Origin of the sequence: Akkermansia biwaensis (assembly GCF_026072915.1) — a bacterium.
GTDB classification, from domain to species: domain Bacteria; phylum Verrucomicrobiota; class Verrucomicrobiia; order Verrucomicrobiales; family Akkermansiaceae; genus Akkermansia; species Akkermansia biwaensis.
In genome coordinates this window covers 2,403,471-2,428,056 of sequence record NZ_AP025943.1, presented here as the reverse complement: position 1 = coordinate 2,428,056, position 24,586 = coordinate 2,403,471, and the positions used below count along the sequence as shown (strand labels likewise).

General features: G+C 55.8%; 17 protein-coding genes. 14 read left to right on the top strand and 3 right to left on the bottom strand.

The features are described 5' to 3' along the window. The first annotated feature begins 15 nt into the window (after positions 1-15). The 5 genes from OQH67_RS10000 (at position 16) to OQH67_RS09980 (ending at position 7,111) form a co-directional block, all read left to right on the top strand. Positions 16-444 (top strand): hypothetical protein, encoded by a 429-nt coding sequence (locus OQH67_RS10000; protein WP_215434758.1) that lies wholly within the window; start codon positions 16-18, stop codon positions 442-444. Continuing rightward, positions 441-5,153, top strand: a complete 4,713-nt coding sequence (locus OQH67_RS09995; protein WP_215458851.1) for an RHS repeat domain-containing protein — start codon at positions 441-443, stop codon at positions 5,151-5,153. Before OQH67_RS10000 ends, OQH67_RS09995 begins: the two co-directional genes overlap by 4 nt. 5 nt (positions 5,154-5,158) lie before the next feature. Beyond that, positions 5,159-5,734, top strand: coding sequence for a hypothetical protein (locus OQH67_RS09990; protein WP_215711721.1), 576 nt, complete (start codon positions 5,159-5,161; stop codon positions 5,732-5,734). Between the two features lie 308 nt (positions 5,735-6,042). After that, positions 6,043-6,480 (top strand): hypothetical protein, encoded by a 438-nt coding sequence (locus tag OQH67_RS09985; protein WP_265145493.1) that lies wholly within the window; start codon positions 6,043-6,045, stop codon positions 6,478-6,480. Between the two features lies 1 nt (position 6,481). Then, entirely contained in the window at positions 6,482-7,111 is a 630-nt protein-coding gene (locus OQH67_RS09980) for a hypothetical protein (protein WP_215720030.1), read from the top strand. Between the two features lie 98 nt (positions 7,112-7,209). Here the strand turns inward: OQH67_RS09980 and cimA are convergent, their stop codons facing one another. Then, entirely contained in the window at positions 7,210-8,844 is a 1,635-nt protein-coding gene (cimA, locus tag OQH67_RS09975; protein WP_215434765.1) for a citramalate synthase, read from the bottom strand. A 120-nt stretch (positions 8,845-8,964) separates the two neighbouring features. On the opposite strand from cimA, the gene OQH67_RS09970 reads away from it, so the two are divergent. The 5 genes from OQH67_RS09970 to OQH67_RS09950 all read left to right on the top strand — a co-directional run bounded on the left by OQH67_RS09970 (position 8,965) and on the right by OQH67_RS09950 (position 18,840). Continuing rightward, positions 8,965-11,136, top strand: coding sequence for a M3 family metallopeptidase (locus tag OQH67_RS09970; protein WP_215434766.1), 2,172 nt, complete (start codon positions 8,965-8,967; stop codon positions 11,134-11,136). Positions 11,137-11,363: 227 nt separating this feature from the next. After that, positions 11,364-12,629 (top strand): efflux RND transporter periplasmic adaptor subunit, encoded by a 1,266-nt coding sequence (locus OQH67_RS09965; protein WP_215434769.1) that lies wholly within the window; start codon positions 11,364-11,366, stop codon positions 12,627-12,629. Positions 12,630-12,691: 62 nt separating this feature from the next. Further along, positions 12,692-15,907 (top strand): efflux RND transporter permease subunit, encoded by a 3,216-nt coding sequence (locus tag OQH67_RS09960; protein WP_215434771.1) that lies wholly within the window; start codon positions 12,692-12,694, stop codon positions 15,905-15,907. A gap of 37 nt (positions 15,908-15,944) precedes the next feature. After that, positions 15,945-17,378 carry an efflux transporter outer membrane subunit gene (locus OQH67_RS09955; protein ID WP_067572531.1) on the top strand — a complete coding sequence of 478 codons (1,434 nt, stop codon included), beginning with the start codon at positions 15,945-15,947 and terminating at the stop codon, positions 17,376-17,378. A gap of 700 nt (positions 17,379-18,078) precedes the next feature. Next, positions 18,079-18,840, top strand: a complete 762-nt coding sequence (locus OQH67_RS09950) for a PEP-CTERM sorting domain-containing protein (protein ID WP_215434773.1) — start codon at positions 18,079-18,081, stop codon at positions 18,838-18,840. A 93-nt stretch (positions 18,841-18,933) separates the two neighbouring features. Here OQH67_RS09950 and OQH67_RS09945 read toward each other — a convergent pair whose 3' ends face one another. Together OQH67_RS09945 and OQH67_RS09940 are read right to left on the bottom strand one after the other, a co-directional pair. Then, positions 18,934-19,554 carry a hypothetical protein gene (locus OQH67_RS09945; protein WP_215434775.1) on the bottom strand — a complete coding sequence of 207 codons (621 nt, stop codon included), beginning with the start codon at positions 19,552-19,554 and terminating at the stop codon, positions 18,934-18,936. Between the two features lie 117 nt (positions 19,555-19,671). Further along, positions 19,672-20,208, bottom strand: coding sequence for a hypothetical protein (locus tag OQH67_RS09940; protein ID WP_215434777.1), 537 nt, complete (start codon positions 20,206-20,208; stop codon positions 19,672-19,674). Positions 20,209-20,400: 192 nt separating this feature from the next. Between OQH67_RS09940 and OQH67_RS09935 the strand changes: the two genes are divergently transcribed. The 4 genes from OQH67_RS09935 (at position 20,401) to OQH67_RS09920 (ending at position 24,372) form a co-directional block, all read left to right on the top strand. Then, on the top strand, positions 20,401-20,874 hold the full coding sequence (locus OQH67_RS09935) for a PTS sugar transporter subunit IIA (protein ID WP_215434779.1): 474 nt from the start codon (positions 20,401-20,403) through the stop codon (positions 20,872-20,874). Further along, positions 20,871-22,661: a chloride channel protein gene (locus OQH67_RS09930; protein WP_215434786.1), complete on the top strand. Its 1,791-nt coding sequence runs from the start codon at positions 20,871-20,873 to the stop codon at positions 22,659-22,661. The genes OQH67_RS09935 and OQH67_RS09930 overlap by 4 nt, the downstream gene beginning before the upstream one ends. 145 nt (positions 22,662-22,806) lie before the next feature. Then, the gene (locus OQH67_RS09925; protein WP_215434788.1) at positions 22,807-23,817 is read left to right on the top strand and encodes a transposase; all 1,011 of its coding nucleotides are present in this window, start codon (positions 22,807-22,809) and stop codon (positions 23,815-23,817) included. A gap of 105 nt (positions 23,818-23,922) precedes the next feature. Further along, complete coding sequence (locus OQH67_RS09920) at positions 23,923-24,372, top strand: GNAT family N-acetyltransferase (RefSeq protein WP_215458854.1); 450 nt, start codon at positions 23,923-23,925, stop codon at positions 24,370-24,372. The last annotated feature ends 214 nt before the right edge of the window (positions 24,373-24,586 follow it).

Here is a 24,586-nt window from a genome sequence, read left to right as displayed (position 1 = left end):
AGCAGTTCCAGCTCCTTGTCTTCCTCCTCCAGCGAACCGGAGGAAGGAGGCTGTCCCTGTTCCTGTGATTGCGATGAAGAAGTTGATCAGTCCGACTGCAGCAAGAACACCTCCCATTCCTTTGGCGGCAACCCGGATGGGGCCGACGACTGCGAAGGCATCCTTGAAGTAGGCGAGGGCGATTCCGGAGGTGGAAATGGAGGTGGTTCCGGAGGTGGAGCTCATGGAGAGGGTGGAAACACTCTTTCTACTCCCGGCTCTCTTCCAGAACCTTCCTCCCCATGTCCCATCACCCTGCGCTACAAGCATCCCCTCGAATGGAGCGCCTCCTTCAATCCCCAATCCGGGCAAATCTCCGTTAAAGGCCCCACGGGTAGTTCCATCTCCTTCCAGGGCTCTGACGGTCATGCCGGCGCCTCCGTCTCCGGAAGTTCGCGCAAGTGAACTACAAGGTTCAAAAGTTGAATGCCGACAAGTCTCCCTGCACCGGCGGCTCTCCCGCCTATCTGGACATGGTCCAGAGCAATGGGCGCACCCTGCGCTTCTCGGCCTCCACCGGAAAGGTCGTCTCTATAATCTCCGCCTCCGGCGTGGAAACCACAGCAGAAAACTATTCCCGGCAGATGAAGGTGAACCGTCATCCCTCCACAGGAGCCATCCAAAGCATCTGGTCCAAGTCCCAGGGGCTGCTCCAGGCGGTTGGGGAAGGCAACAGGCTCACTCTGGAATGGTACGCTCCCGGCCAGGTGAGCAGGAATGGCCGCAGCTTTGCCGGCACGGGAGCTCCTTACAAGACGGTCAGCTATGAACGGAGCTCCGACCAGGGCGTGCAGGTGCTGGACATCGCCGAACAGAGGGAAGGAATGCCTGTCTTTAGGACGCAACGCAGGACGGAAGGCAACAAGGTGACGACCATTCAGGGAGAAGGGGAGGAGCGCACCGTGCGTACGGTGGAGAAAAACGTGCTGCCCGGGGGCAAATGGGAGATGATTGAGAGCATTCAAGGCATCAACGAGGAAATGCCTTTTTCCTGCATGCGCACGGTTAAGAAGTACACCGACGGGGGCTGGCTGACCGTCAGCAGCACCCGGGGGTACAACACGCCTCTGGCCCAGACTACGCTTTACACCTACAACGACCAGTTCCGGGTGTCCCTGGAGATCAAGCCCGATGGAGGGTACACGCGCTACGAGTATGACGAGCAGGGACGGGTGGTGCTGCAAGCCTCTCCCTGGGCGGGTGGAGGTGAAAAGGGGACGCGCACCACTTACGCCGACCTGCGCTTTAACGACTTTAGACCCGCCACGCAAACCGAAGTGGTCATTGCCGAAGATGGAGCTGAAACGGAACTCAGCAAACGGACTTATACCTATGAAAAGACCACCCAACACGGGGCCCTCCACAAGGTGACCGAAACCGTGCAAGCCAATGGAAGCATTGTTCCCGGACAAAGTACCAGAAGCGTGCAGTATATTGCTGAAAACGGAACCACCACCAGAAAGGAACAGTACGTTCACACCGGAGAAGACTGGTCGCTGATTGCCTCGGAGGACTACGAGTATGATGACGAGCAGAGGCTGGTTAAAACGACCAAGGGCAACGGTAGAACCAGCACGACCGAGTGGATGTGTTGTGGCCCGTTGAGGGAAACTGATGAAGACGGCATCACTACCAGCTACGGCTACAACTCGGCCAAGCAGCTGGTGGAGACTATTCGTGCGGCCACTGAAACCACCCCTGAAACAATTATCTCCTACACGAAGGATGCGGCGGGCAGGACGGTTGCCGTGCGCCGTGACGTGGGGCTCATGACCACGGTGGAACGTACGCAGTATGACGATTTGGGACGGGTCGTTTCCTCCACCGATATCCTCGGGCGCATCACCCGAACCGAGTACAGCGAGGACGGACTCACCACGACCGTCACCACTCCGGCAGGAGCCACGCTGGTGACGCATACCTATTATGACGGCACTACCATCTTACAAAGCGGAACTGGCCAGCGCGAGATGGAGACAAGGCTGGAACTGACTCCGGAAGGCATCCTGACCACTAGCTTGTCCAAGGGAGTGGTGCTGTCGCGGACCTTGGAAAACGGCTTTGGACAGACCGTCAGAGAAGAAACTCCCAATACCCAGGGAAGGTTCATTGTCACTAGAAACACTTACAACGGTAAAAGGCAATTGGTTCGTTCTCAGACAGAAAACCTTGCTCCTACCCTCACGGACTACAACGAACTGGGGCAGGCGGTGAAGCAAACTGTCCTGCTGGATGAACTTCGTCCCAATGACACCGCCAGAAACAGGATATCGGAAACCTCCTCCTGCTACCGGCTCCGGGAAGACGGCGTCTACCAGGTGCAGACTTCCACCACCTACAATGCCGACGGACTCCCTCTCACTCAGACTATGGAGAGCATGGTTTCCCAGCTTGATCCCCTTCTGGAAAGCAAGACCATTTTCACGGACGTCTACGGACAGCAGAGCATCCAGTGGACGGAGTATACTGCTTCTGCCACACGGACCCAGTTCAGCCGCATTCCCACTTCCAACATGCTAGCCGAGTCCCTAGTAATTGACAGGTTTACCGTCAGCCAGACCGATCACTCTGGAATCCGTTTCTCACAGACTCGCTCCTATGCCTCCGCAGGCGTGATTCTGCACCAGACCGATGCCAGGGGCAATGTGACCACCACCGAAACGGATACTGCCGGACGACCAGTCAAAACCACGGATGCGGCCGGCAACGTCACCACCACCAGCTACCTGCCCTGCTCTGACCATCCTGCCTGCATCACCGATGCCTTGGGAGGAACGGTTTGCTATTCCTATGACATCCGCGGCAGAAAGACAGCCGAGTTCGGCACGGCCATCCAGCCGGCCTGCTTCGCCTACGATGAAGCTGACCGTATGGTCTCCTTGACCACTTTCCGGGCAGATGAAGGTGACATTACCACTGACCCTTCCGGCCGCACCGACGGGGACACCACCACCTGGATCTATGACCAGGCTACAGGGTTGGAGTTGAACAAGACCTATGCCGACGGGTCCTGTGTTACTAAAACCTACGACCATCTCAACCGTCTCCATACCCTGACTAAAGCCAGAGGGATTGTCACCACCTATGCCTACGCGCCACTGACCGGGGAACTCGTCTCTGTCTCCCACAGTGATAAAACCATCCCTTGGCTTTATTCCTATAATCATCTGGGCCATATGACCTCTGTCCGGGACGCTTCAGGAATCAGGGATTTTTCCTATGACGCCTACGGCCATATGATCCAGGAGACCTCCTTTGGCTTGGTGGAGAGCTCTCTCCAGGAACAGTACGATGCCTTGGGACGTTCCTCTGGCTACCGCCTGATGCTTGGAACCCGCACCGTGCAGCACTCCCATCTTGACTATGACCAGCAGGGTGGCATTGTTGGGATGAATCTGGAAGGACTGGAGTCTCCCTTTACCTGGCAGTACGATCCAGCCAGCGGCTTCCTTAACCTTCTCACCTACCCCAACGGCATGGTCTGCAGCAATACCTACCATCCCAAACTGAATCTTGTAACCGCTATTAGTTACAAGAAAGGGATAAATGGCGAATTGGCGGCCTGCCATGATTACGACTATGACGCGCTGATGCGTTCTACTCAACGCCGGGACTCCTGGGATGCCGCCACTGCTGCCACGGTAAGAGATTTTACCTACAATGGGTGCAGCGAGCTGGTGGAAGACCGCATCAGCCGGGGAGAAAGCTTTATTTACTCCTACGACAATATCGGTAACCGTAAATCCGCCCGGGAACTGGAAGAAGAACTATCCTACGATGCCAACTGTCTTAACCAGTACACCCAAGTGGCCAGGGAGAGTGAACCGTTTGCTCCTTGCTTCGATACCGACGGCAACCAGACCAGCATCAAGACCTCAACGGGCATTTGGGAAGTCTCCTACGACGCCAACGACCGCCCCGTCGCCTTCACCAGCCAGGATGGGCGAATCATCGTCACCTGCGGCTACGACTACCAGGGACGGCGCTTTGAAAAGAAGGTTACCGTCCATGGAGCAGTATCCAGCCACTCCTGGTTCCTCTACCGGGACTATTTACAGGTGGCCCAACTGGATGTGATGCAGCCGAAACCCGTCTTAGTAAAGACTTATCTGTGGGACCCGACGGAACCAACAACCACGCGCATATTGATGATGACATGCTGGCAGGAGAATGAAATGAAAATAAAAGAGCATCTCTACTTCATGCACGATGCCTTGAAGAACGTCACTTCCATATTCGACGGCCAGCAAACCAAAAGGACTCGCTACGAGTATGATCCCTTTGGTAGCCTGCTGGTCACCGAAGGAGATGCAGCCCATGAAAACAAGTTCAGATTTTCCTGTGAGTTCTCGGACGATGACTTAGGGCTCGTCTACTACAACTACCGCCATCTCAATCCTCAAGACGGCAGGTGGATCAATCGTGATCCTATCTCCGAACAAGGTGGATGGAATTTATACGGTTTTGTCAAAAATTGTTCAGTTTCCTCAACAGATAAAAGAGGCTTGAAAAAAGCTGAACCCTTGCAAGACTACTGGGATAGATGGGAAAAATCTAAAGTAGGACAATTATCAAAACAACAGTTGAACTGGGCTAGGAAAATGTTAGCAAACGGCTGTATTGGCATTACAATCATTGCATTAGGGAGATTACCTAAGTATGAAAACTGCTTCAAAACATTCACTCTAGCTCAAAAAGAATATGATAAAATGAAAAAGGATAAAAGTTGTGGGAAGAATTGCCCTATAATATATAGTGTACACTTTGGTGAAAAAAAACCAGGAGATATAGCTGAATTTGATAAAAATGATAAATTAATCAAAAAAATTACATTTAATGATATACGCTTAAATCCAAGAAATCCTAGTTCTGTTAACTTTGATTTTGGTCTATGCAATGGAAATCAGATTGAACATGCAGATATGTACGATAACCCCGATCTTGATGGTGATAGAATAGGAGACTATTTTCCACATAAGCCAATAAGAAATGCAACACACTTCACGAGCTCTTTTAGCGAATGGAGTGCTGGAGCCCCTGCTTATTATCAGTATATGGATTTCAATGCTGAAATATGGTGTGTAGAATGTGCAGATGGAAAATACGGAGCGTAAACACGATGAAAGCGAATGAAATAATAAAAAAAATAGCGTTAATTAATTTGTTTTTTGTTTTTATTTCAAATACGAATGCAAAAAATAACGATTTTATAATAAAAGGAATAACATGTAGGGACTCAAATGGATCCTGTTATCTTTTAAATGAAAAAAAGATATATTTTGTCGACGAGGAATGGCCGCAAGAATCATTGTGGAAAATGGTTCATATAAAAGCTGATACAAATCAAGAAAATATTAAATCTTTAAAGATATTAACCCAAGTTGATTTGAAAGAGGCTATCGTTTACAAAAATATGCTTTTTTCTGGAATAATATTATACAATGAGAATCTCAAAGGAGGCAATCCGTCATTGGAAATATCCTTTGGACCAAGAAAAAAAATTAAAATTTTTATCAATATACCTTATCCTGAAATACTTAAATACAAGAATAAATTACTCCATTTGAAGGCAACAGTTACTGTTTTACCTGCTCAAAAGAAAATCGATTCAGGTTTACTAATTCAGCAACCAAACAATTTACACAATAAGCCTTTTGTAGGATTATCGAATTGCGTTATATATCAGAAAGATTAGTATGCCTGTATCCTGACAAGATATCATTGTATCTAGTTTATACTCCATTGATCTTTCATTTCTTCTTTTCACAAAGAAATAGATGATAATAATCTTCATCCATACAACAAAATTTAGGGTGTATGTATGAAGAACGAAATTGGCAGAAACAGAGAAATGAAAGAGCGGGTACAGGACGAAAAAAAGGAAGAAATCATAAGCCTATTGGAAAAATAAAAATTCGTACTTTTAATTAGTTTATATGTCTTTAAAACCTTGAAAACGGTGTTAAACAGAATTCTTGTAAAACAAGACTTCAAATGACCGGAATGATTTCAATAAAGATTGATGAAATCCAGGAAGGGAAAAAGAAAGAAAAAATGAAAAGGATATTTGCCAGCTATTTCGTTATGTTCCTTTGTTTCCTTCTTTTGGGGTTAGTAGCAGTACAACCGAGCCATTCCGGCGCCGATTTGTTCCCTATGCCGATTCCGAATAATAAGACGGTCCTGGTAGAGAACAACCGCGAGGCGGTCAGTCACATTTACAACTATCGGCAACTATCGGCAACTATCGGCAACTATCGGCAACTATCGGCAACTATCGGCAACTATCGGCAACTATCGGCAACTATCGGCAACTATCGGCAACTATCGGCAACTATCGGCAACTATCGGCAACTATCGGCAACTATCGGCAACTATCGGCAACTATCGGCAACTATCGGCAACTATCGGCAACTATCGGCAACTAGTGGAATGGTGTGAAATGGAGCGGAGCTTTGACTTGGCCTCCCAGCTTTGGGAATTGAGTTTTGTACGCAGCTGCGGCGAGGAATTTGTAGAGGCCTACAACCGCAATACAATGCCTCCCCATCTATTATGGATGATGTTAAACCAGCCTCTTTGCCGTGATTATTTATGGATGGTCACGAGAAATCAACAGCCGGTCGTACAGCGGGAATGGAAGTATTTGTCCGTGTTTCCGGAATGGCCCGGTTCCCGCGGATGGCTTCCGGTGCTGATCATTCCATTCAATCAGGAACTCATCCTCCGCCATGGCCGGCAACAACCTGTAAGCTTGGGAAGCCGCCCGTATTTATGCGTGGTTGTCCAGGGGGTCGCCTTGTTGGGCGAATATACCAGAAGGGGGCAACATGGAACAAACAAACGGTACGGCATTTTTTCAACCGTTAACTGGACATTGATGTACGACGTTGAAAACCATCGTTATGCCAATGAATTCCCAAGTACTGTTCAAGTATTTCATTTTAAACCTAAAAGCCGTCCTCTAACCACGAAACGGACGTCCCATCTGTTTCATTACCATTGTCCCGCCATCCCTCCCTTTGACCTTCCGGAGAACATGCCTACGCCGGATGAAGTAAAATTTAAATGAATTTTATCAGGGGCATCCCTTCCTCTTCTGTCGGGATGCCAGCTTGCACTTCAGCCAACACAAACCAGCTTCCAGCTCCCCAGAGGAAGCGCCGTTCATCAGCATTCCGCGCGCCATCTGGCCTGTTCCGTCTTGTAGAGCTTGTAGGTAACGGCATCCGCCAGGGCTTCCAGGCTGGCCTCAATGATGTTGTAGGAAACGCCAACCGTGGTCCAGGTGGCTACGCCGTCCGACGATTCAATGAGGACGCGGACATTGGAACCGGTGCCGTTTTCCTCCGCAGCGTCAGGAATGTTTGTCCGCGTGGGGGAAAGGACGCGCACCTTGTAATCAATCAGGTGCATCTGCTCCAGTTCCGGATACCAGCGCGTGAGGGCGCGCCGCAGGGCGCGGTCCAGCGCATGCACGGGACCGAAGCCGCCCGCGGCGGTATGTTCTACGTTGCCGTGCACGTCTATTTTAAGGGAGGCTTCCACCATCATGTCCGGGTCCATTTCATGGCGGGAGGTGAGAACGACGGTGCGCAGGATGTTGAAGTAGGGTTTCAGCGCCTTGTCCGGCATATGGCGCAGGAAAAGCAGTTCCGCACTGGCCGGGGCGGCCACGTAGTCGTACCCCAGGGCGGCGTTTTTCTTCACGGCGGCGGAAAGGACATCCAGCACCGGGTCCCCCTTTTCCAGCTCAAAGCCCAGCGTGCGGGAAAGGGAAAGAATGTTGCTTTTGCCCCCCTGTTCCGTCATCAGCACGCGCTGCGCGTTCCCTACCAGGGAAGGGTCCATGTGCTCGTAAAGAGCGGAGTCTTTCATGATGGCGCTTACGTGCACGCCGCCCTTGTGGGCGAAGGCGGAGTTCCCGACAAAGGGCTGCCGCCGGAAGGGAGCCAGGTTGGACACTTCCGAAACAAAGGCCGCCGTGGATTTGAGGCGCGTCAGGGAAATCTCGCTCAGGCAGGAAAAGCCGCCCATTTTCAGTTGAAGATTGGGTATCACGGAACACAGGTTGGCGTTCCCGCAGCGTTCCCCGATGCCGTTGACCGTGCCCTGCACCTGCACGGCGCCGTTCATGACGGCTGCCAGGCTGTTGGCCACGGCCAGCTCGCAGTCGTTGTGGGCGTGGATGCCCAGGACGGCGCCGGGCAGGCGTTCCTTCACCGTCCTGATGATGGAGCCTGTTTCCTCCGGCATCGTGCCGCCGTTGGTATCGCACAAAATGAGGCAGTTCGCGCCGTGTTCATGGGCGGCCTGAAGAACGCTGAGGGCGTATTCGGCGTCCCGCTTGAATCCGTCGAAAAAGTGTTCCGCGTCAAAGAAAACTTCCGTCAAATGCTTTTTGAGGAAGGCCACGGAATCCCCGATGATTTCCAGATTGCGCTCCCTGGAGATGCCGAGCGCCACTTCCACGTGGCGGGGGCACGATTTGCCGAAGATGGTGGCCACCTGCGCTCCGCAGGATATCAGGGCGTTCAGGGTGGGGTCCGTCTCCGGCGTCCGCGCCGGATGGTGCGTGCTGCCGAACGCGGCCAGTTTGGCGTTCTTGAGCTCCACCTCCCGCATGGCCTTGAAGAATTCCGTTTCCACGGGGTTGGCGCCGGGCCAGCCTCCCTCAATGTAGTCCATACCCAGATAATCCAGCTGGCGGGCGATCCGGACCTTGTCCGTTGCGCTCAGGTTCACGTCTTCGCTTTGCGCTCCGTCGCGCAGCGTGGTGTCGTAGAGATGGATTTTGGTAGGCATCGCATTTCTTCATACATGCAAAGGGGCCAGCATTCAAGGGCGGTCCCGGCCTCCCGCCGTTTGCAGACACAAAAAGCGCGACGCTTGAATGAAGGGAAGGCATTCATTAAAGTGGAACACATGCTCCGCATCCGCCTGTTCCGCGCTTTTCTTCCACTGATCCTTTCCAGCCTGGTTCCCTGCATTGCCGCGTCTCCGGCCCATCCCTTTCTGGATACTTCACGCCCCATCCGCTGGAGCGCCCTGGCAGCGGACCGCCTGCAGCCGGACATGAAGGAAGCCATACGGCGCGCCCATGAAGCAGTGGACCGGATCTGCCGCACCGCTCCGGAAGAAATAACGTATGAAAATACGTTCGGCGCACTAGAAGAGGTCAATGTTTCCCTGACGGAGCCGATGGCCAAGGCATATGCCCTGAAAAGCCTGTGCGACAGTGATTCCATCCGGAAGGCCATGGATGAGGCCACCCCGCTCGCAGTCGCATTCCATTCTTCCCTCACCAAAAACCAGTCCCTGTGGAATACCCTGAAAACCGCCCATGCCCGGCTGGGCGATGCGGTTGCGGACCCTGAAAGAAAACGCTACATGGAACTGTGCATGCAGAGCTTCCGGGACAACGGGGCGGACCTGCCGCCCGGAAAGCGCGCCAGGCTGGAAGTCATTGACAGGGAGCTGGCCCTGTGTGCCCAGCGTTTCAACAATCTGTACATGGACGCCCGGAAGAACTGGGGCTGGACAGTACGCGACGCCGACGCCCTGGACGGCCTGAGCCGGACAACGCTGCGACAGGCGGCGCAGGAATTCCGCTCCCGCCATCCCGGAGAAACCGGCCCCGGCTGGACGTTCACCCTGGATTCCGCCGCTGCCGGGCGGGTGATGGAGAAGGTGCGGAGTGAAAAAATCCGCAAGGATTTGTGGGAACATCTTCAAACCCTGGCTACGGACAGCTACGACACGGAACCGGTCGTCAGGCAAATGCTTTCCCTGCGCAGCGAGAAAGCGCAGTTGTGCGGCTACAGGACGTATTCCGATTATGCGCTGCAACAGAGCATGGCCGGAAACGGAGAAGAGGCCATGCGGTTCGTCAACGGACTTCTGGACAGGGTGAAGGAGCCGTTTTTCAGGGAAATGGAGTCCCTGCGCCAGGCCAAAGCACGGCTTACAGGGAATAAAGAGGTCCGCCTGCACCCCTGGGACACGGCTTACTACGCCAATCTCCAGGCGGAAGAGCGCTTCCGCCTGGACCGGGAAGAGCTGCGGCATTATTTCCCCCTTCCCCGCGTCATGGCCGGACTCTTTGGCGTGGCGGAACAATTGTACGGCATCCGCGTAACGGAGCTTCCTGTCCGGAAGCCATTGACCGGCATTTCCGGGCCGGAAAAAGGCGGAGAGGCGGAGGTCTGGAATCCAGACGTCCGCTTTTTCGCCATTGACGACGGCAAGGAAGAACGGCTGGGGTATTTTTACCTGGATATTTTCGCCCGCAGCAACAAGCGGGCCGGAGCGTGGATGTCACCGCTGGATGCAGGCGCACCTCCTGCGGACGGCAGGCCCGGCAAACCGCGCCTGGGAATGGTCTGCCTGAATGTGCAGAAACCCGCGGATGGGGAACCGGTTCTTCTTTCCCACAGGGAGGTCAGGATTCTTTTCCATGAATTCGGCCATCTGCTGCATCTGATGTTTTCCCGGGTTTCCATCCCTTCCCTGTCCGGCACCAACGTTCCGCAGGACTTCGTGGAAGTCCCCTCCCAGTTCATGGAAAACTGGTGTTCCCATCCTGATATTTTGAGAAGTTTCGCCCGGCATGAACGAACGGGACAGCCCATCCCGGAAGACATGCTGCGCTCTCTGGAGGAATCCCGCGGCAACACGCCCGCCATCACGCTGGTTTCACAGCTTCTGTATGCGAAAACGGACCTGGCCGTCCACATGGAGCCGGAACGGTTTGCGGCAGGCTCCCTGGATGATGCGGATTCCATCGTGGCGGGAGACCTGGAGTATTTCAAGGATTGCAGGCAGGCCGGCAGGCTGAGGACGGCGCGCCATTTGTTCGCCTCTTCTTCCGGCTATGCCTCCTTTTATTTCTCCTACCGCTGGGCGGAGGTTCTGGACAAGGACATTTTCGAGGCTTTCGAACATTCGGGACTGCTGAACAGGGAAACCGCCGGAAAATTCCGGAAAGCCATCCTGGAAAAGGGATTCACGGTCCCACCTATGCAGCAGTTCACCGATTTCATGGGGAGAAAGCCGAACATGGACGCCATGCTCCGCAAAAGACGGCTGACCTCCTGAATGCAAGCGGAAAACCGCCATTCGCCGCTCTCTCTGTCATCATCACGGCAAGGAACAACATATTATACATTTGTTCAATTATTTTATTTATTCATTATAATAATGTTACATATATTTCACATAGAAGAGGACATATCTTTGCGTTGACTTTCGGCAAAAAAGAAGCAAAATTCGTGCGACTTGCCGCACTTTCCGGCAATCCAGTTTGTAAACAACCGCGTTCATTTATGTACAACAAGCCTTTGACGATTGCCGCCACAACCATTCTCCTGTGCTCTCCGGTGATAATTTTAAGTTCCTGTGAAAAAAAGGATGCCGGCGCCGGCCAACCGCAGGCTCTCGTTCCCGACGTGCAGGTAACCAAGCTGGTGACCGAAGACGTGCCGATCAAGGCGATATGGATAGGCAACCTGCGCGGCACGGAAGACGCGGAAATCCGCTCCCAGGTGACGGGCTACCTGCTTTCCAAGGATTACAAGGACGGCGCCTACGTCAAGAAGGGACAGACGCTTTTCCAGATTGACCCGCGCCCCTTCCAGGCAACGCTGGAACAGGCCCAGGGCCGCCTGGAGCAATATGAAGCCACGCTGAAGAAATACCAGCTGGACGTGGAACGCTATACACCGCTGGTCAAGTCCGGGTCCGTCAGCCGCAAGCAGCTGGACGACGCCTTGCAGCAGGTTCAGGAAACGGAAGCTGCCATCGCCACGGCGAAAGCGCAGGTGGACCAGGCCAGGATCAATCTCAAGTTCACGACGATTACGGCCCCCATTTCCGGCCTGGCCGGCCTGGCAACTCCCTCCATCGGCAACCTGCTCACTCCCTCCAGCCCCACGCCGCTGACCACGATTTCCGCCATTGACCCCATCCGCGTGGACTTCAACCCCAGCGACAAGGATTTCCTGGACCTCAGTTCTCTGGATGAAAGTTCCAACGGTAAAAAGGGATTCAAATTCAACGTCATCCTTCCCAACGGCACCCTTTACCCCCAGCAAGGCTACTCCGTGGCGGCCGACCGCAATGTGGACACCCAGACGGCCACCATCAACGTCGTCGGCCACATTCCCAACCCGAATCTGATCCTGCGCCCCGGCATGTTCGTCCGCATCCAGGCCACCGTGAAAATCCTGAAAAACGCCACGCTGGTTCCGCCACGCTCCATCCTGTCCAACCAGAGCGCCAAATTCATCGTCTATCTGGACGACAAGAACATTCCCCATATGCAGGTGGTGCAGACCGGACCCGTCGTTGACGGCATGCAGGTGATCGACATTATTCCGATGCCCAATTCCACGTTCACGAAGGACAGCCCCATTGTGGTGGAAGGCATTCAGCAGGCTGCCAGATTACAGGGACAAGCCCCTGTCAACCCGACTCCCTACAAGCATGTCGTCTCCCAGCCCGTCATGCCCTCCGTAGGCGCCCAGTCCTTTGAAAAGGCCAAAACTCCGGAAGGCATGCACCACGACAACGCCCAGCCGGCCTCCAAATAACATTCTTTCCGGAGAAGCCGCATTCCCCGCCGCTCTTCCGCGCAATTCCATGATCTAACACCATGTCCAGCTTTTTCATCAAACACCCGACCATCGCCATCGTCATTTCGATCGTGATGATCCTGCTCGGCGGCCTGGCCCTGCTGGGACTCCCCATTGAGCAGTACCCGAACATCGTCCCGCCCACCATCAAGATGCAGGCGACCTATCCGGGCGCCAATGCGGAAACGGTGGCCAACTCCGTAGCCTCCCCGCTGGAACAGTCCATTTCCGGCGTGGTGGGCATGGATTACATGACTTCCACGAACGCCAACAACGGCATCTGCTCCCTGAGCATCGTCTTTGAAGTAGGGACGGACCCGAACATGGACCAGACGCTGGCCTACATGCGCTACGGCCAGGCCACCGCCCAGCTCCCGTCGGAAGTGGCCCAGATGGGCATCACCATCACCCAGTCCACGGGCAGCCCGCTGGCCGTGCTCAACCTGTACTCCCCGGATGACAGCCTGAACGCCATTTTCCTGAGTAATTACGCCTACGTGAGCCTGGTGGACCCCGTCAAACGCGTCCCCGGCGTGGGCGATGTGCAGGTGTTCGGCGCGGGCCGCTATGCCATGCGCATCTGGTTGGACACCACCAAGATGGCCGCCCAAAACATCTCCGTGGGAGAAGTTCAGGCCGCCATCCGTGAACAGAATACCGTGATTCCCGCCGGCCAGATCGGCGCGGAACCGGCGCCTCCCGGAACGGAATTCACGTACAGCATCCAGACCAAGGGACGCCTGAAGACCGCTGAGGAATTCGGCGACATCATCATCCGTGCCAACGGAAACAAGCTGCTCTACCTGAAGGACATCGCCAAGGTGGAACTGGGCTCCCAGACCTACAACGTATCCAGCAAGTACAACGGGAAGGATTCCGGCGCCATCGCCGTGTATGCGGCCCCCGGCTCCAACGCCATCAATACGGTGGACGCCCTGAAAAAGCTTTTTGAAGAACGTTCCCGCAGCTTCCCGCCCGGCATGGAATACAACATGACGCTGGACACCACGCTGGCCGTGCGCGCCTCCATCGTGGAAATCGAGCACACGCTGGTGGAAGCCCTCCTCCTCGTGGTGCTGGTGGTATTCGTCTTCCTGCAGGGCTGGCGCGCCACCCTGATTCCCGCCATCGCCGTGCCGGTCTCCATCATCGCCACCTTCGCGCTGTTCCCGCTGCTGGGCTTCACGCTGAACACCATCTGCCTGATGGGCATGGTGCTGGCCATCGGCCTGGTGGTGGACGACGCCATCGTGGTGGTGGAAGCCGTGGAATCCCACATGGAGCGCGGCCTGACGCCGCGCCAGGCGGCTTTCGCCGCCATGGAGGAAGTGTCCGGCCCGGTCATCGCCATTGCCCTCGTACTGGCGGCGGTGTTCCTGCCGTCCCTGCTCCTTCCCGGCATCACGGGCACGCTGTTCCAGCAGTTCGCCGTGACCATCGCCATTTCCATGCTGATTTCCGCGTTCAACGCGCTGACGCTCTCGCCGGCCCTGTCCGCCATCCTGCTCAAGCCCAAGGACCCGAACAAGGGCGGCCCCCTGAAATTCTTCTACCGCGTCTTCAACCGGGGCTATGACGCCACTGCCAGCGGCTACACGAAGATATGCCACTTCCTGACCAGGAAGCTCATCATTTCCATTCCCCTGCTGGCCCTGATCGCGTACGCCATCATCCCCGTAGCCAAGCACATTCCGAACGGCTTCCTGCCGGACGAAGACCAGGGCTACCTGTTCTCCGCCCTGATCATGCCGGAAGCGCGCTCCCTCCAGCTCACGACCGCCGCCGCGGACAGGGTCAGCGAACTGATCCGGCAGAACCCGAACGTCCAGGACGTGATCGCCATCTCCGGGTTCAGCCTTCTTACCGGCGTGCAGAGCACGAACAACGCCTTCTTCTTCGTGATGCTGAAGCCCTGGGAGGAACGCCCCAATCCGGACCAAAGCGCCAAGGCGATTACCGCCGAGCTGAACAGACTATTGAGCACCAAGGTTTCCGAAGGCGTCACCATGTGCTTCCAGCCTCCGGCCATTGCGGGGGTGGGTTCCGCCAACGGCGTCACCTTCATGCTGGAAGACCGCGACGGCAAGGGAACGGAATACCTGGCCGAACAGACGGACATCTTCGTGAAGGAGGCCAGCAAGCTTCCGATTTTCGATCCTCTCCATAACGGCAGCGTGCGCAGCGTCATGTCCTTTGCCGTGGACCAAAAGGACGTGCGGCTGGACGAGGAAAAATGCGCCACGCTGGGCGTCAGCATCAGCGAGGCCAACAACTTGCTCCAGGCGTACATGGGCTCCCTGTTCATCAACTACATCACGCTGTACGGCCAGCAATGGCAGGTGTACATCCAGGCCCAGGGCGACGACCGGAACGGAACGGACATGCTCAAGAACTTCTACGTGAAGAACGACACGGGCAGTTCCGTACCCCTCTCCACGCTCGTCAAGATCACGAACACCAAGGGACCGGAATTCCTGCTGCGCCAGAATCTGTACAACTCATCCAAACTCATGGTCACTCCGGCCATGGGCTTCTCCAACTCCCAGGCCATGGAGGCCCTGCAAAAGACGTTCGAAGCCTGCATGCCTACGGACATGGGCTACAGTTACGCGGACATGAGCTATCAGGAACAGAAAATCCAGAACGGCATCAACATTGTGCAGATTTTCATGCTCTCCTCCATCTTCGTGTTCCTGATCCTGGCGGCTCTGTATGAACGCTGGGCCCTTCCGCTCAGTATTTTCATGACGGTGCCGATTGCGGCCCTGGGCGCCTTCCTCGGCCTGTACTGGTTCGGCTATGAACTGAACCTGTACGCCCAGATCGGCCTGGTGATGCTCATCGGGCTGGCGGCCAAGAACGCCATTCTGATCGTGGAATTCGCGGTCATTGAGATGGAGCGCGGCAAGACGCTGATGGAAGCCACGCTTTCCGCGGCCAGAATCCGCCTGCGTCCCATCCTGATGACCTCCTTCGCCTTCATCCTGGGCTGCGTGCCGCTGGCCATCGCCTCCGGTTCCGGAGCCTACTCCCGCAACATCATCGGGATCGTGGTGATCGCCGGGATGACGATGGCGACAGTCGTGGGCATCTTCCTCATTCCGAGTTCCTTCTACTTCATCATGAAGCTCTTCCGCGTGCGCATCGCCCGGAAGACCGTGGAAACGGATGATCCGGATGAAATCATCGCCCGCAAGCACCTCTTTCATGAAGCCCATGAATCACTGAAAGGCTGACAAGGCCCCTGAATACATTTAAAACAGATATACGCATATGCGACCGAACCAATACATCACACGCCTCATTCTGCTCGGGACCGCCGTAACGGCTTCCTCATGCATGATGGGCCCCGACTTCAAGCCCGTGGACATGCCCATGCCCGCGGCATTCAGGGGCGCCGGAGCATCCACGGAGTCCATCGCGGACCTCCCCTGGTGGAAGGTGTTCAAGAACAAGGACCTTCAAGACCTTCTGACGGACACCTACAACAACAACCGCGACCTGAAGGCCGCCATGGCGCGCGTGGAAAAGGCACGCCAGTACATCACCGTGACGGAAGCCCCGCTCTTCCCGTGGGCGGACTACGCCGGCGGCCTCAGCAAGGGGGCCAACTACACCAGCGGCAACATCGTGCAGACCACGGGCACCACGCTGACGCCCGGCATGATTGACGGCGGCATCTCCTGGGAGCTGGACATCTGGGGCAAGACCCGCCGTCTGACGGAAGCGGCGCGCGCGGATTACCTCGCTTCCGAAGAAGGCCAGCGTGCCCTGATGCTCTCCCTGCTCCGCCAGGTGGCCGACTCCTATCTCCAGCTCCTCCAGCTGGACGAACAGCTCGCCATCGTGCAGAAGTCCGTGGAATCCTACTCCGAATGCCTCCGCCTGTTCGACGAACAGCTGGAAGGCCAGGTGGGCGACAAGCTCCAGGTATCTTCCGCCAAGGCCGCCCTGGCCTCCTCCCAGGCGCAGATTCCCGCCATTGAGGCGCAAATAGCCAATCTGGAAAACGCCGTCTCCGCCCTGGCGGGACGCGCTCCCGGCCACATCCGCCGCTCCGGAAGCCTCCGCGACATTTCCTACAATATCAAGGTTCCCGCCGGCATCCCGGCCTATATCCTTTCCAGAAGGCCCGACGTGCGCCAGAGCGAATACCAGCTCCGCGCCGCCAATGCCGACGTAGGTGCGGCCATTGCGGACTACTTCCCGACCATCTCCCTGACGGCTGCCGGAGGCATCGCCTCCAGCGACCTGCGCCATGTGCAGGGACGCCGCGGCGGCTGGGGCATTGGAGCCAACCTGACGGGGCCCCTCTTCCAGGCGGGCAGGCTCACGGCCTCTGAAAAGGCGGCCAAGGCGGAATTCCTGGCAGCCAAGAACGATTACGAACAGACCGTGCTCAATGCCCTGTCCGAAGTCTCCAGCACGCTGATCCAGCGCACCAAGCTCCGCGACATTACGGCCATCCAGTCCGAAGCCGTGGAAGCCTACCACACGGCCGTGAAGCTTTCCTTCGAACGCTACCGCACCGGCCTTTCCAACTACATTGAAGTGCTGTACGCCCAGCAGAACCTGTATCCGGCCCAGATCCAGCTCTCCCAGTATTACTATCAGCACGCCAGCACGCTGGTATCCCTGTACACGGCACTGGGCGGCGGCTGGAACATGAGCCACAAGGCTATCATGGACGGCCCTTCCAGGCGATAAAAAAGGATGTCCCTCAAAATGGGGGATTTTTTGACTGTTCTTTCATCCCCCGGCAAGTACAACTTGCCGGGGATTTTTCTTTCCGGTAATGCGGAGAAACGAATTTCCCCTTTCTTTCCGGTCCTGCCGGGCAGAACGGCCCTTTTCCCCTCCTTTCCGCTAAAGGCGCTTTATAATTCCGGGACAGGAACTCAAGGAATTATCCCCTGCCATTTCCGCCGCATGATGCCGGGCGGCGGGGATTCTTTCTTCATCTCCTTCTTTTTTCCCTTTCCCGGCCCGGTTTCCGGGTATAAGGGCTCCATTCCAAAATTTATTTAAGGTTAATTCATGGACATTTAACATACTGATAAATTCTCCATCTTGTTTTTCAGGAATTAATTATCCATGGTTTTTATATTCCATAATTATGCACAACCCAATACAGTTCCTGATCTTACAGAGAATTTTCAATGCCGCGGCGGATTCTTAATCCGCCAACAATTAAAAATATTAACGGTGAATGAATTATTTATCATAAAACATTGATTCCCATGGAAATTTTACATATCTGGTCTTTTTTTTAAATTCATTTCCCTATGATTCTCTAGCTTTTATCACTGTTTACTGAAGCGGATGTTACAGGCGGATTAAGAATCCGATAAAAAACGGATGTTCTCCTGCCCAGGAAACATTTTTCCAATCTGCTAGAGCAATCAATATGAAGACCAAATACCTGTCCCTCCTGGCCGCCATTCTGGGAAGCAGCCTGTGCTGCGGCGCTTCCATCAATGGTCTGAATCCTGCTTATTCAAAGGATTATACCATCTACGACGGAAGCAACGGAGATACTCTGAATGTCTCTTCTCCCACCACCGTTCCGGTGAGCGGAACCACTTCATGGACCATGGCATTTACCATTTCCGGTCTGGAAGCCACCTCCGGAACGGATGTGGGCCTGCTATTTACCTATAACACCACCTCCAACTACAAGAACCTGGAAGGAATGGGCTTTCAATTGACGGATTCCGGAGACCTTACTCTGTGCGTGGGAGGCTTTAACTACAATGGAGGCACCGCTGCCGCCTCCCCCTGGAAAACGAATACCCTGTCCGGCTATTCCGCAGAACAGCCCCTTACCCTGTTTTACACTTACAGTAATGGAAATGTCACCATTTCCGCCATGCTGGGCAATGACACGTCTTCACTGACCACTCTTGCATCTTTGAACGGCACCGGCGTCAGGTTCGGCAGCGTCACCATGACCCAGCTCAACTTCTCAGCCAAGGACGGTTCCGGCAATACCTGGAGCGTCCCGAACGGGGTCACCGGGGAATATACCCTGAACAACTTTGACCTGTATATGGGAGCCCTGACAAAAGACCAGATGAAGGAATACGCTCTGAGTGCCGTTCCGGAACCGGCCGCGGCCTCGCTCGGACTGCTGGGATTGGGGCTCCTGCTCGGCCGCCGCCGCAGTTGAAACCAGGTAAGGAGCCGCCTTTCCGGCAACGCAACCCCGGAATAGCCTGTCCGGAACAATGCGGCAGAAGCATTGTCCCGCAAAACAGTAAAATCAGGAACGCCTTTTCCAGAACAACTCCAGGGCAAGCCGGGACCAGGTTTCCAGCTTATTAAACATATCCCCGGACAATTCTTCCGGAGTTACAAAGCGCAGATTGTCCAGGGCGGATTCATTAGCGCGCACCCGGTCCGTATCCAGTTCGAACAAATGGACGATGCCGAGGTGCACGGCGCCCACTTCATTGGAATCGTCGTTGATCACGCCGAGTACGCGCTGGGTGCAGCCTCCGTCAATGACGAGCTCCTCGCGGATTTCACGCTCCACGCCGGCCAGATAGGTGGAAACGTCGTCATGGCCGGACTGGCGGTCCACCGGATTGATGTGGCCGCCTATGCCGATGGAGCCCTTGTCATGCAGCCGGGCCTCTCCCCCCGAACCGCCACGGGTGTAGTGCAGGATGCGGCCCTGGTGGCAGAAGATGGCATAGGCGATGATCTGCTTGTGGGACGGATCGTTCTCCGCGGCTTCCCGGTCCATGAAGGAGGCTATTCCAGGCTTCATGAACGCGTCCAGATAATGTTCCCCGCCCTCGCGGTGTCCCTGGAAATAACCGGCTTCCTCAAAGACGGCGCGGGGAACCACCAGTACCTGTTCTCCATTGTAACGTGACATGGGCCTACCCTACCCGTTTTGCACCTCCGCTCAATCAAAAAGCCCGGAAAATGCGATTTTTCAGATGCTGCGCTTTACCCTTTTCCGCAACTCCGGCATCCGGCCAGCGCCTCCCCATCAGTAAAGTTCCTTCACCTCCACCCCGTGATTGCGGAACCGGTTCAGGATGCTTTCCATTTCCTCCGCGCTCATGATGTGCAGAGGGAGCCACAGCACTAGTTTTTTGCCGAACAGGAAGAGAAGAGCCTGGCGCGTCCTGCAGAGCGTCGTAAAGCGGTCATAGGGAATGTTCAGGGGGTCCACGCCTTCACTGGAAAAAGTCAGGTAGTCTTCATGGAAAACGTAGTCTTTTTCCTGATAATACAGCGGCACTTTCTTGTTGGCGGCCAGGGCGGCCTTCGCCAGAAAAGGGACGTAAAACCAGGACAGAATGATCGCCGCCAAGGCACCAGCCAGGGAAAACCACGCGAACGGAGGCAGCGGGCGCAGGGAAAAGGAATACAGGGTCATCAGCACAAAAAAGCCGGTAATCGTCAGGTCCAGCGGCTTTTTCCATTTGGGGCGCACCGCATTGTACCACATCACCAGCACCTGGATGGCCAGTTTGTCGGACGGCACGGGTTTGACGAGTTTGATTACCTCCGAATCCTGCATAACGGCGGCAGGGTAGCCCTATTCCGGGAGAAGAGAAAGCCCAAAACACGCCGTTTCATGACGGAACCGCCCCAAAAGCCTTCCTGCCCCCCCCCCGGGCATGGCGCTTTTTTCCGTGACGGGACGCCGGACCGCCTTCCTTCCCCGTCCGCAGGCCAGAATTTCCTTGATAATCATGGCTCCCCTCCTAGAATGAAAAGCCAAAAGCCTTTAGCAGACCCGGTGGCAGACAATCTTCAAATTCACGTACGCACACTCCAGCCCGACACAACACAGGAACAGGCTCTGGAAACCTTGGTGGATTCCATGGCGGAAGTCCTTGATGAAAGGCAGTCCAGGCATATCAAGAATGCCGTGCTCCTGCGTGAAGAAACGCAAACCACCTATCTGGACCACGGGCTGGCGGTACCGCACGGCCGCACCACGGCCCTGGATTCCATGTACGTCTCCGTAGGCATCAGCCCGGAGGGCATCCGCTGGCCGGATGGCGCCCAGACCGCCCACCTCATTGTCATGCTGGGCGTCCCTACTGTTATGGTCACCGGTTACCTGACCACCATGCAGAAGCTGCTGCGCTGGCATAAAAACGCTCCGCTGGGCCCCCGAGGGGAATGGACGGGAGATGAAGCCGCCCTGCTGGCATCCCTTCAACAAGCCCTGCAATGACGAACGAGGAAGATCAGACCGCAGGCAAGACGCACATGTCCTGGTCCTGGCTCCGCATGGCACTGAACCTGCGGGAGAAAATCAAGCTGGGAGACAAGCAGGTCATCTTCATCTGGGCGGCCCTTGTCGGCGCCCTGGGCGCCCTGACCGCCCTTCTTTTTGAAATGGGCGTGGAACTGGTGCAGGACCTGCTGACGGGCCGCCACGGCTACAGACAAATACAGGCTTTCCAGGAAATGGCTTCCCAGGACTGGGCCTGGTGCATTTTCGTTCCCGCGGCGGGGGGCCTGCTGGCCGGCCTCACCCTCCTGTTCACGCAGCGCTTCGTACCGGCCAAGGCCACGGAATACATGGAAGCCGTGGCCCTGGGCAACGGCTACGTGCCTCCCAAGCCCAGCCTTCTGCGTTCCCTTTCCGCCGTCTTTTCCATCGGGTCCGGCGCTTCCATAGGCCGTGAAGGTCCGCTGGTGCAGTCCGCCGCGGTGGTGGGGTCCGCCCTGGGACGCTTCTTTCACCTTTCCGCCCCGCGCCTGAGGCTGGTGGTGGCCTGCGCCGCCGCCTCCGGGATGTCCGCCGCCTTCCACACGCCGCTGGCCGGCGGCCTGTTCGTCAGCGAGATTGTACTGGGAGCGCTGACCATTGACTTCCTGGCCCCTCTCCTGGTCGCCAGTTGTGCGGGTTACTTCACGATGGGGCTTTTCCATGAACCGGCCCCCATCTACCAGCTCCAGCAGGAAGTTTCCCTGACGGGCAACCAGCACGTGCTCTGGTGCGTCCTGCTGGGGTGTCTGGCCTCCCTGCTGGCCAGTCTCTGGCTGCTGGTCCTGAAAAAATCCCGCCAATATCTGAACGGCAAAAGACACTGGCTGCCCGTGCGCCTGATGGCCGCCGGCATGCTGGTGGGCGTCATCGCCATCTTTTACCCGGAAATCGTAGGCAACGGAAAAAACATCATCACGGCGCTGATCCACTACGAGTTCGACACGACAAAGGCGGCCATCCTGCTGGCCCTGAAAATCTGCACCGTTGCCATCGTCTTCGGTGTCGGTACCGTGGGGGGGGCCCTGACGCCCAGCCTGACCATCGGCAGCGTCTTCGGCTTCCTGTTCAGCGCGGCGCTCACGCAAATGGGCGTGCCGGGGGAACACGCCATTGCCTATTCCCTGGTGGGCATGGCCGCCTTCTTCACCACGGCGGCCAACGCTCCCATCACTTCCCTGGTGCTGGTGGTGGAATTCACCATGGCCGGGCAGATGATGTTCCCCCTCATCATCGGCGTGCTGGTCTCCTACGGCACGGCGCGGCTGACCAAGGCCCAGTCCATGTACCACGATTCCCTGGCCTTCGGCCCCCGGAGCACCTTTGACAAGCCGCTCGCCCAGGTACAGCTTCAGGACGTGGCGCGCAAGGATCCGCCCGTAGTGCATCCGCTGGATAAATTCGGAACTATTGCCTCCATGCTCATCAAGAATCCGGCGCAGCCCATCTTCGTCACTTCCCCCGCCGGAAAATACCTGGGCAGCGTGGAAGCGGAAGACGTGGCGGCCTTCGCCCGCAACAAGGAACTGGCCCAGGCCGTGCTTGCGATGGACGTGCTGCGCAACGACATGCCCACCCTTCCCGCGGACATGCACCTGCCGGAAGCCCTGGGCATTTTCTCCCGCCCCCATTGCGGAGAATCCCTGGCCCTGGTGAATCCGGACAACGACCATCTTCTGGGCGTCGTCAACAAGACGGACCTCTATCTGGTGCTCTCCGAAATCATGCGGAGGGAAAAGCTCCAGTAGCTCCAGTAGCCCGTGCAGCGCACATGCCGCCACTCCGCACGAGGCATGAAAATTCGATTTTCACCTCATCTTTTTTTACACGCAGTGGTCAGATTAAAAATCACAACAATCTTGCATTTCCACCTCCATCCGCTACTCTTCCGGCATGAGCCGGACCCTGAGAATCGAATACCCCGGAGCGGTTTACCACGTGCAGAGCGAAGGCAACCGCGGAGACGCGATCTACCTGGACGATGAAGACAGAAAGACGTTTCTGAGGACGTTCCAGGAGGCTGCCAGAAGATGCGGCTGGACCGTTTACGCCTACGCGCTGATGGCCAACCATTACCACCTTCTCTTCCAGACTTCCAGGGCCAATCTGGTGGACGGCATGAAATGGCTGCAAACCGCCTATACCCAGCGTTTCAACGCGCGCCACCGCATGCGCGGCCACCTCTTTGCGGGCCGCTACCACGCAATGGTGGTGGAAGCGGACAACGCCCACTACTTTTCCACCATCATTGACTACATCCACCTGAATCCCGCGCGCTCCGGGCTGGCGCGCCGCCATACCTTCCTCTCCGGCTGCAAGTGGACCAGCCTCCCGGCGTGGCTGGACGCCCCCGCCAGGCGCCCCAAATGGATTCATCCGGAGCGTGGCCTCGTGTGCTTCGGCTGCACGGACACGGAAGAAGGGCGCCAGAAATACCTTAATCACCTGATGGGCCGTTTTGAAGCGGAACGCATGGACGAACGCTCCCTGATTCCCGTGGGGCATGTGGGTCCGGGAACCGTCCAGCGCGGCTGGTGCTACGGGTCCAGCGCCTTCCGGGCCAAACTGGTGAGCGAACTTCCCAGGCTGGCGCGCAGAAAACCCGTCACCACAGGCGTCCGGGCCTCTGAAATAGGGGAATACCAGGCGGAAATCATCGTTAAAAACGGTCTGAAAGCCTTCGGCCTGTCGGAAGAAGAATTGCTCACCACTCCGTACAGCCATCCTTCCAAACTTGTCATTGCGCTGGCTGTGCGGCAAAGCACCATGGTACCCTACGCATGGATCAGCAACCGCCTGCACATGGGCATCCCCAAATCCATGGGAACCCTGCTCCACCGGGCCAGGAAAATGGCGGAAACGGACTTGAAAATCAGGGCCTGGATAGAACGGCTGACAGCCTGACCCGGCAGAGCACTCATACGGCAGAAAACAGCAGCAACGGACGGCTTTCAGGTGCAGACGCTGGAACAAAATCATCATCAACTGTAATTCAAGGGAGGAAACGCGATGGAATATCGGCAGGCAAACGGGGAGGATCTGGAAAACTTCATGAATGTACGCATGGAATTTGCCTCGTCCATGGGAGAAATTCCAACCAGGGAACGCTTCCGTGAAGAGACGGAGGCCTATTTAAGGGAGCATCTGGGAAAAGACGATTTATTGATCTTTATTGCCGCGGACAAGGGACGGATGATCGCCACCTGCATGGCCTGTATTTTCATGACGGCTCCTCTCCCCTCCTGTCCCTCCGGAAAAATTGCAGTATTACTTAACGTCTATACTGTGAAGGACCATCGCAGGAAAGGCCATGCTGAAAAATTATTGAGACTGACTTTGGAGGAACTCAAAAGGCGAGGCGTCCGGAAAGTCATTCTTGATCACACGGACGATGGATTTCCTTTATATAAAAAACTGGGCTTTGAAGCAAGCGAACGCCACATGTCATTAAGGCTTTAAAACTGTCTGCCCTTCACGGTTCTTTCATGCCGGATGGAAAAGATACACAGGGGAAGCAGCGCGGCAACGCCTATTTACGTCCGGCCCGGAATAAACCCCGGCGACTCCCTCCGCGTTCCATGATATCCAGACGCCATGAAATTCTGCAACAAGGGGTCAGATTAAAAATCACAACATAGAAAGATATTTTCTATTTTCCTGCTGACCCCTCCTG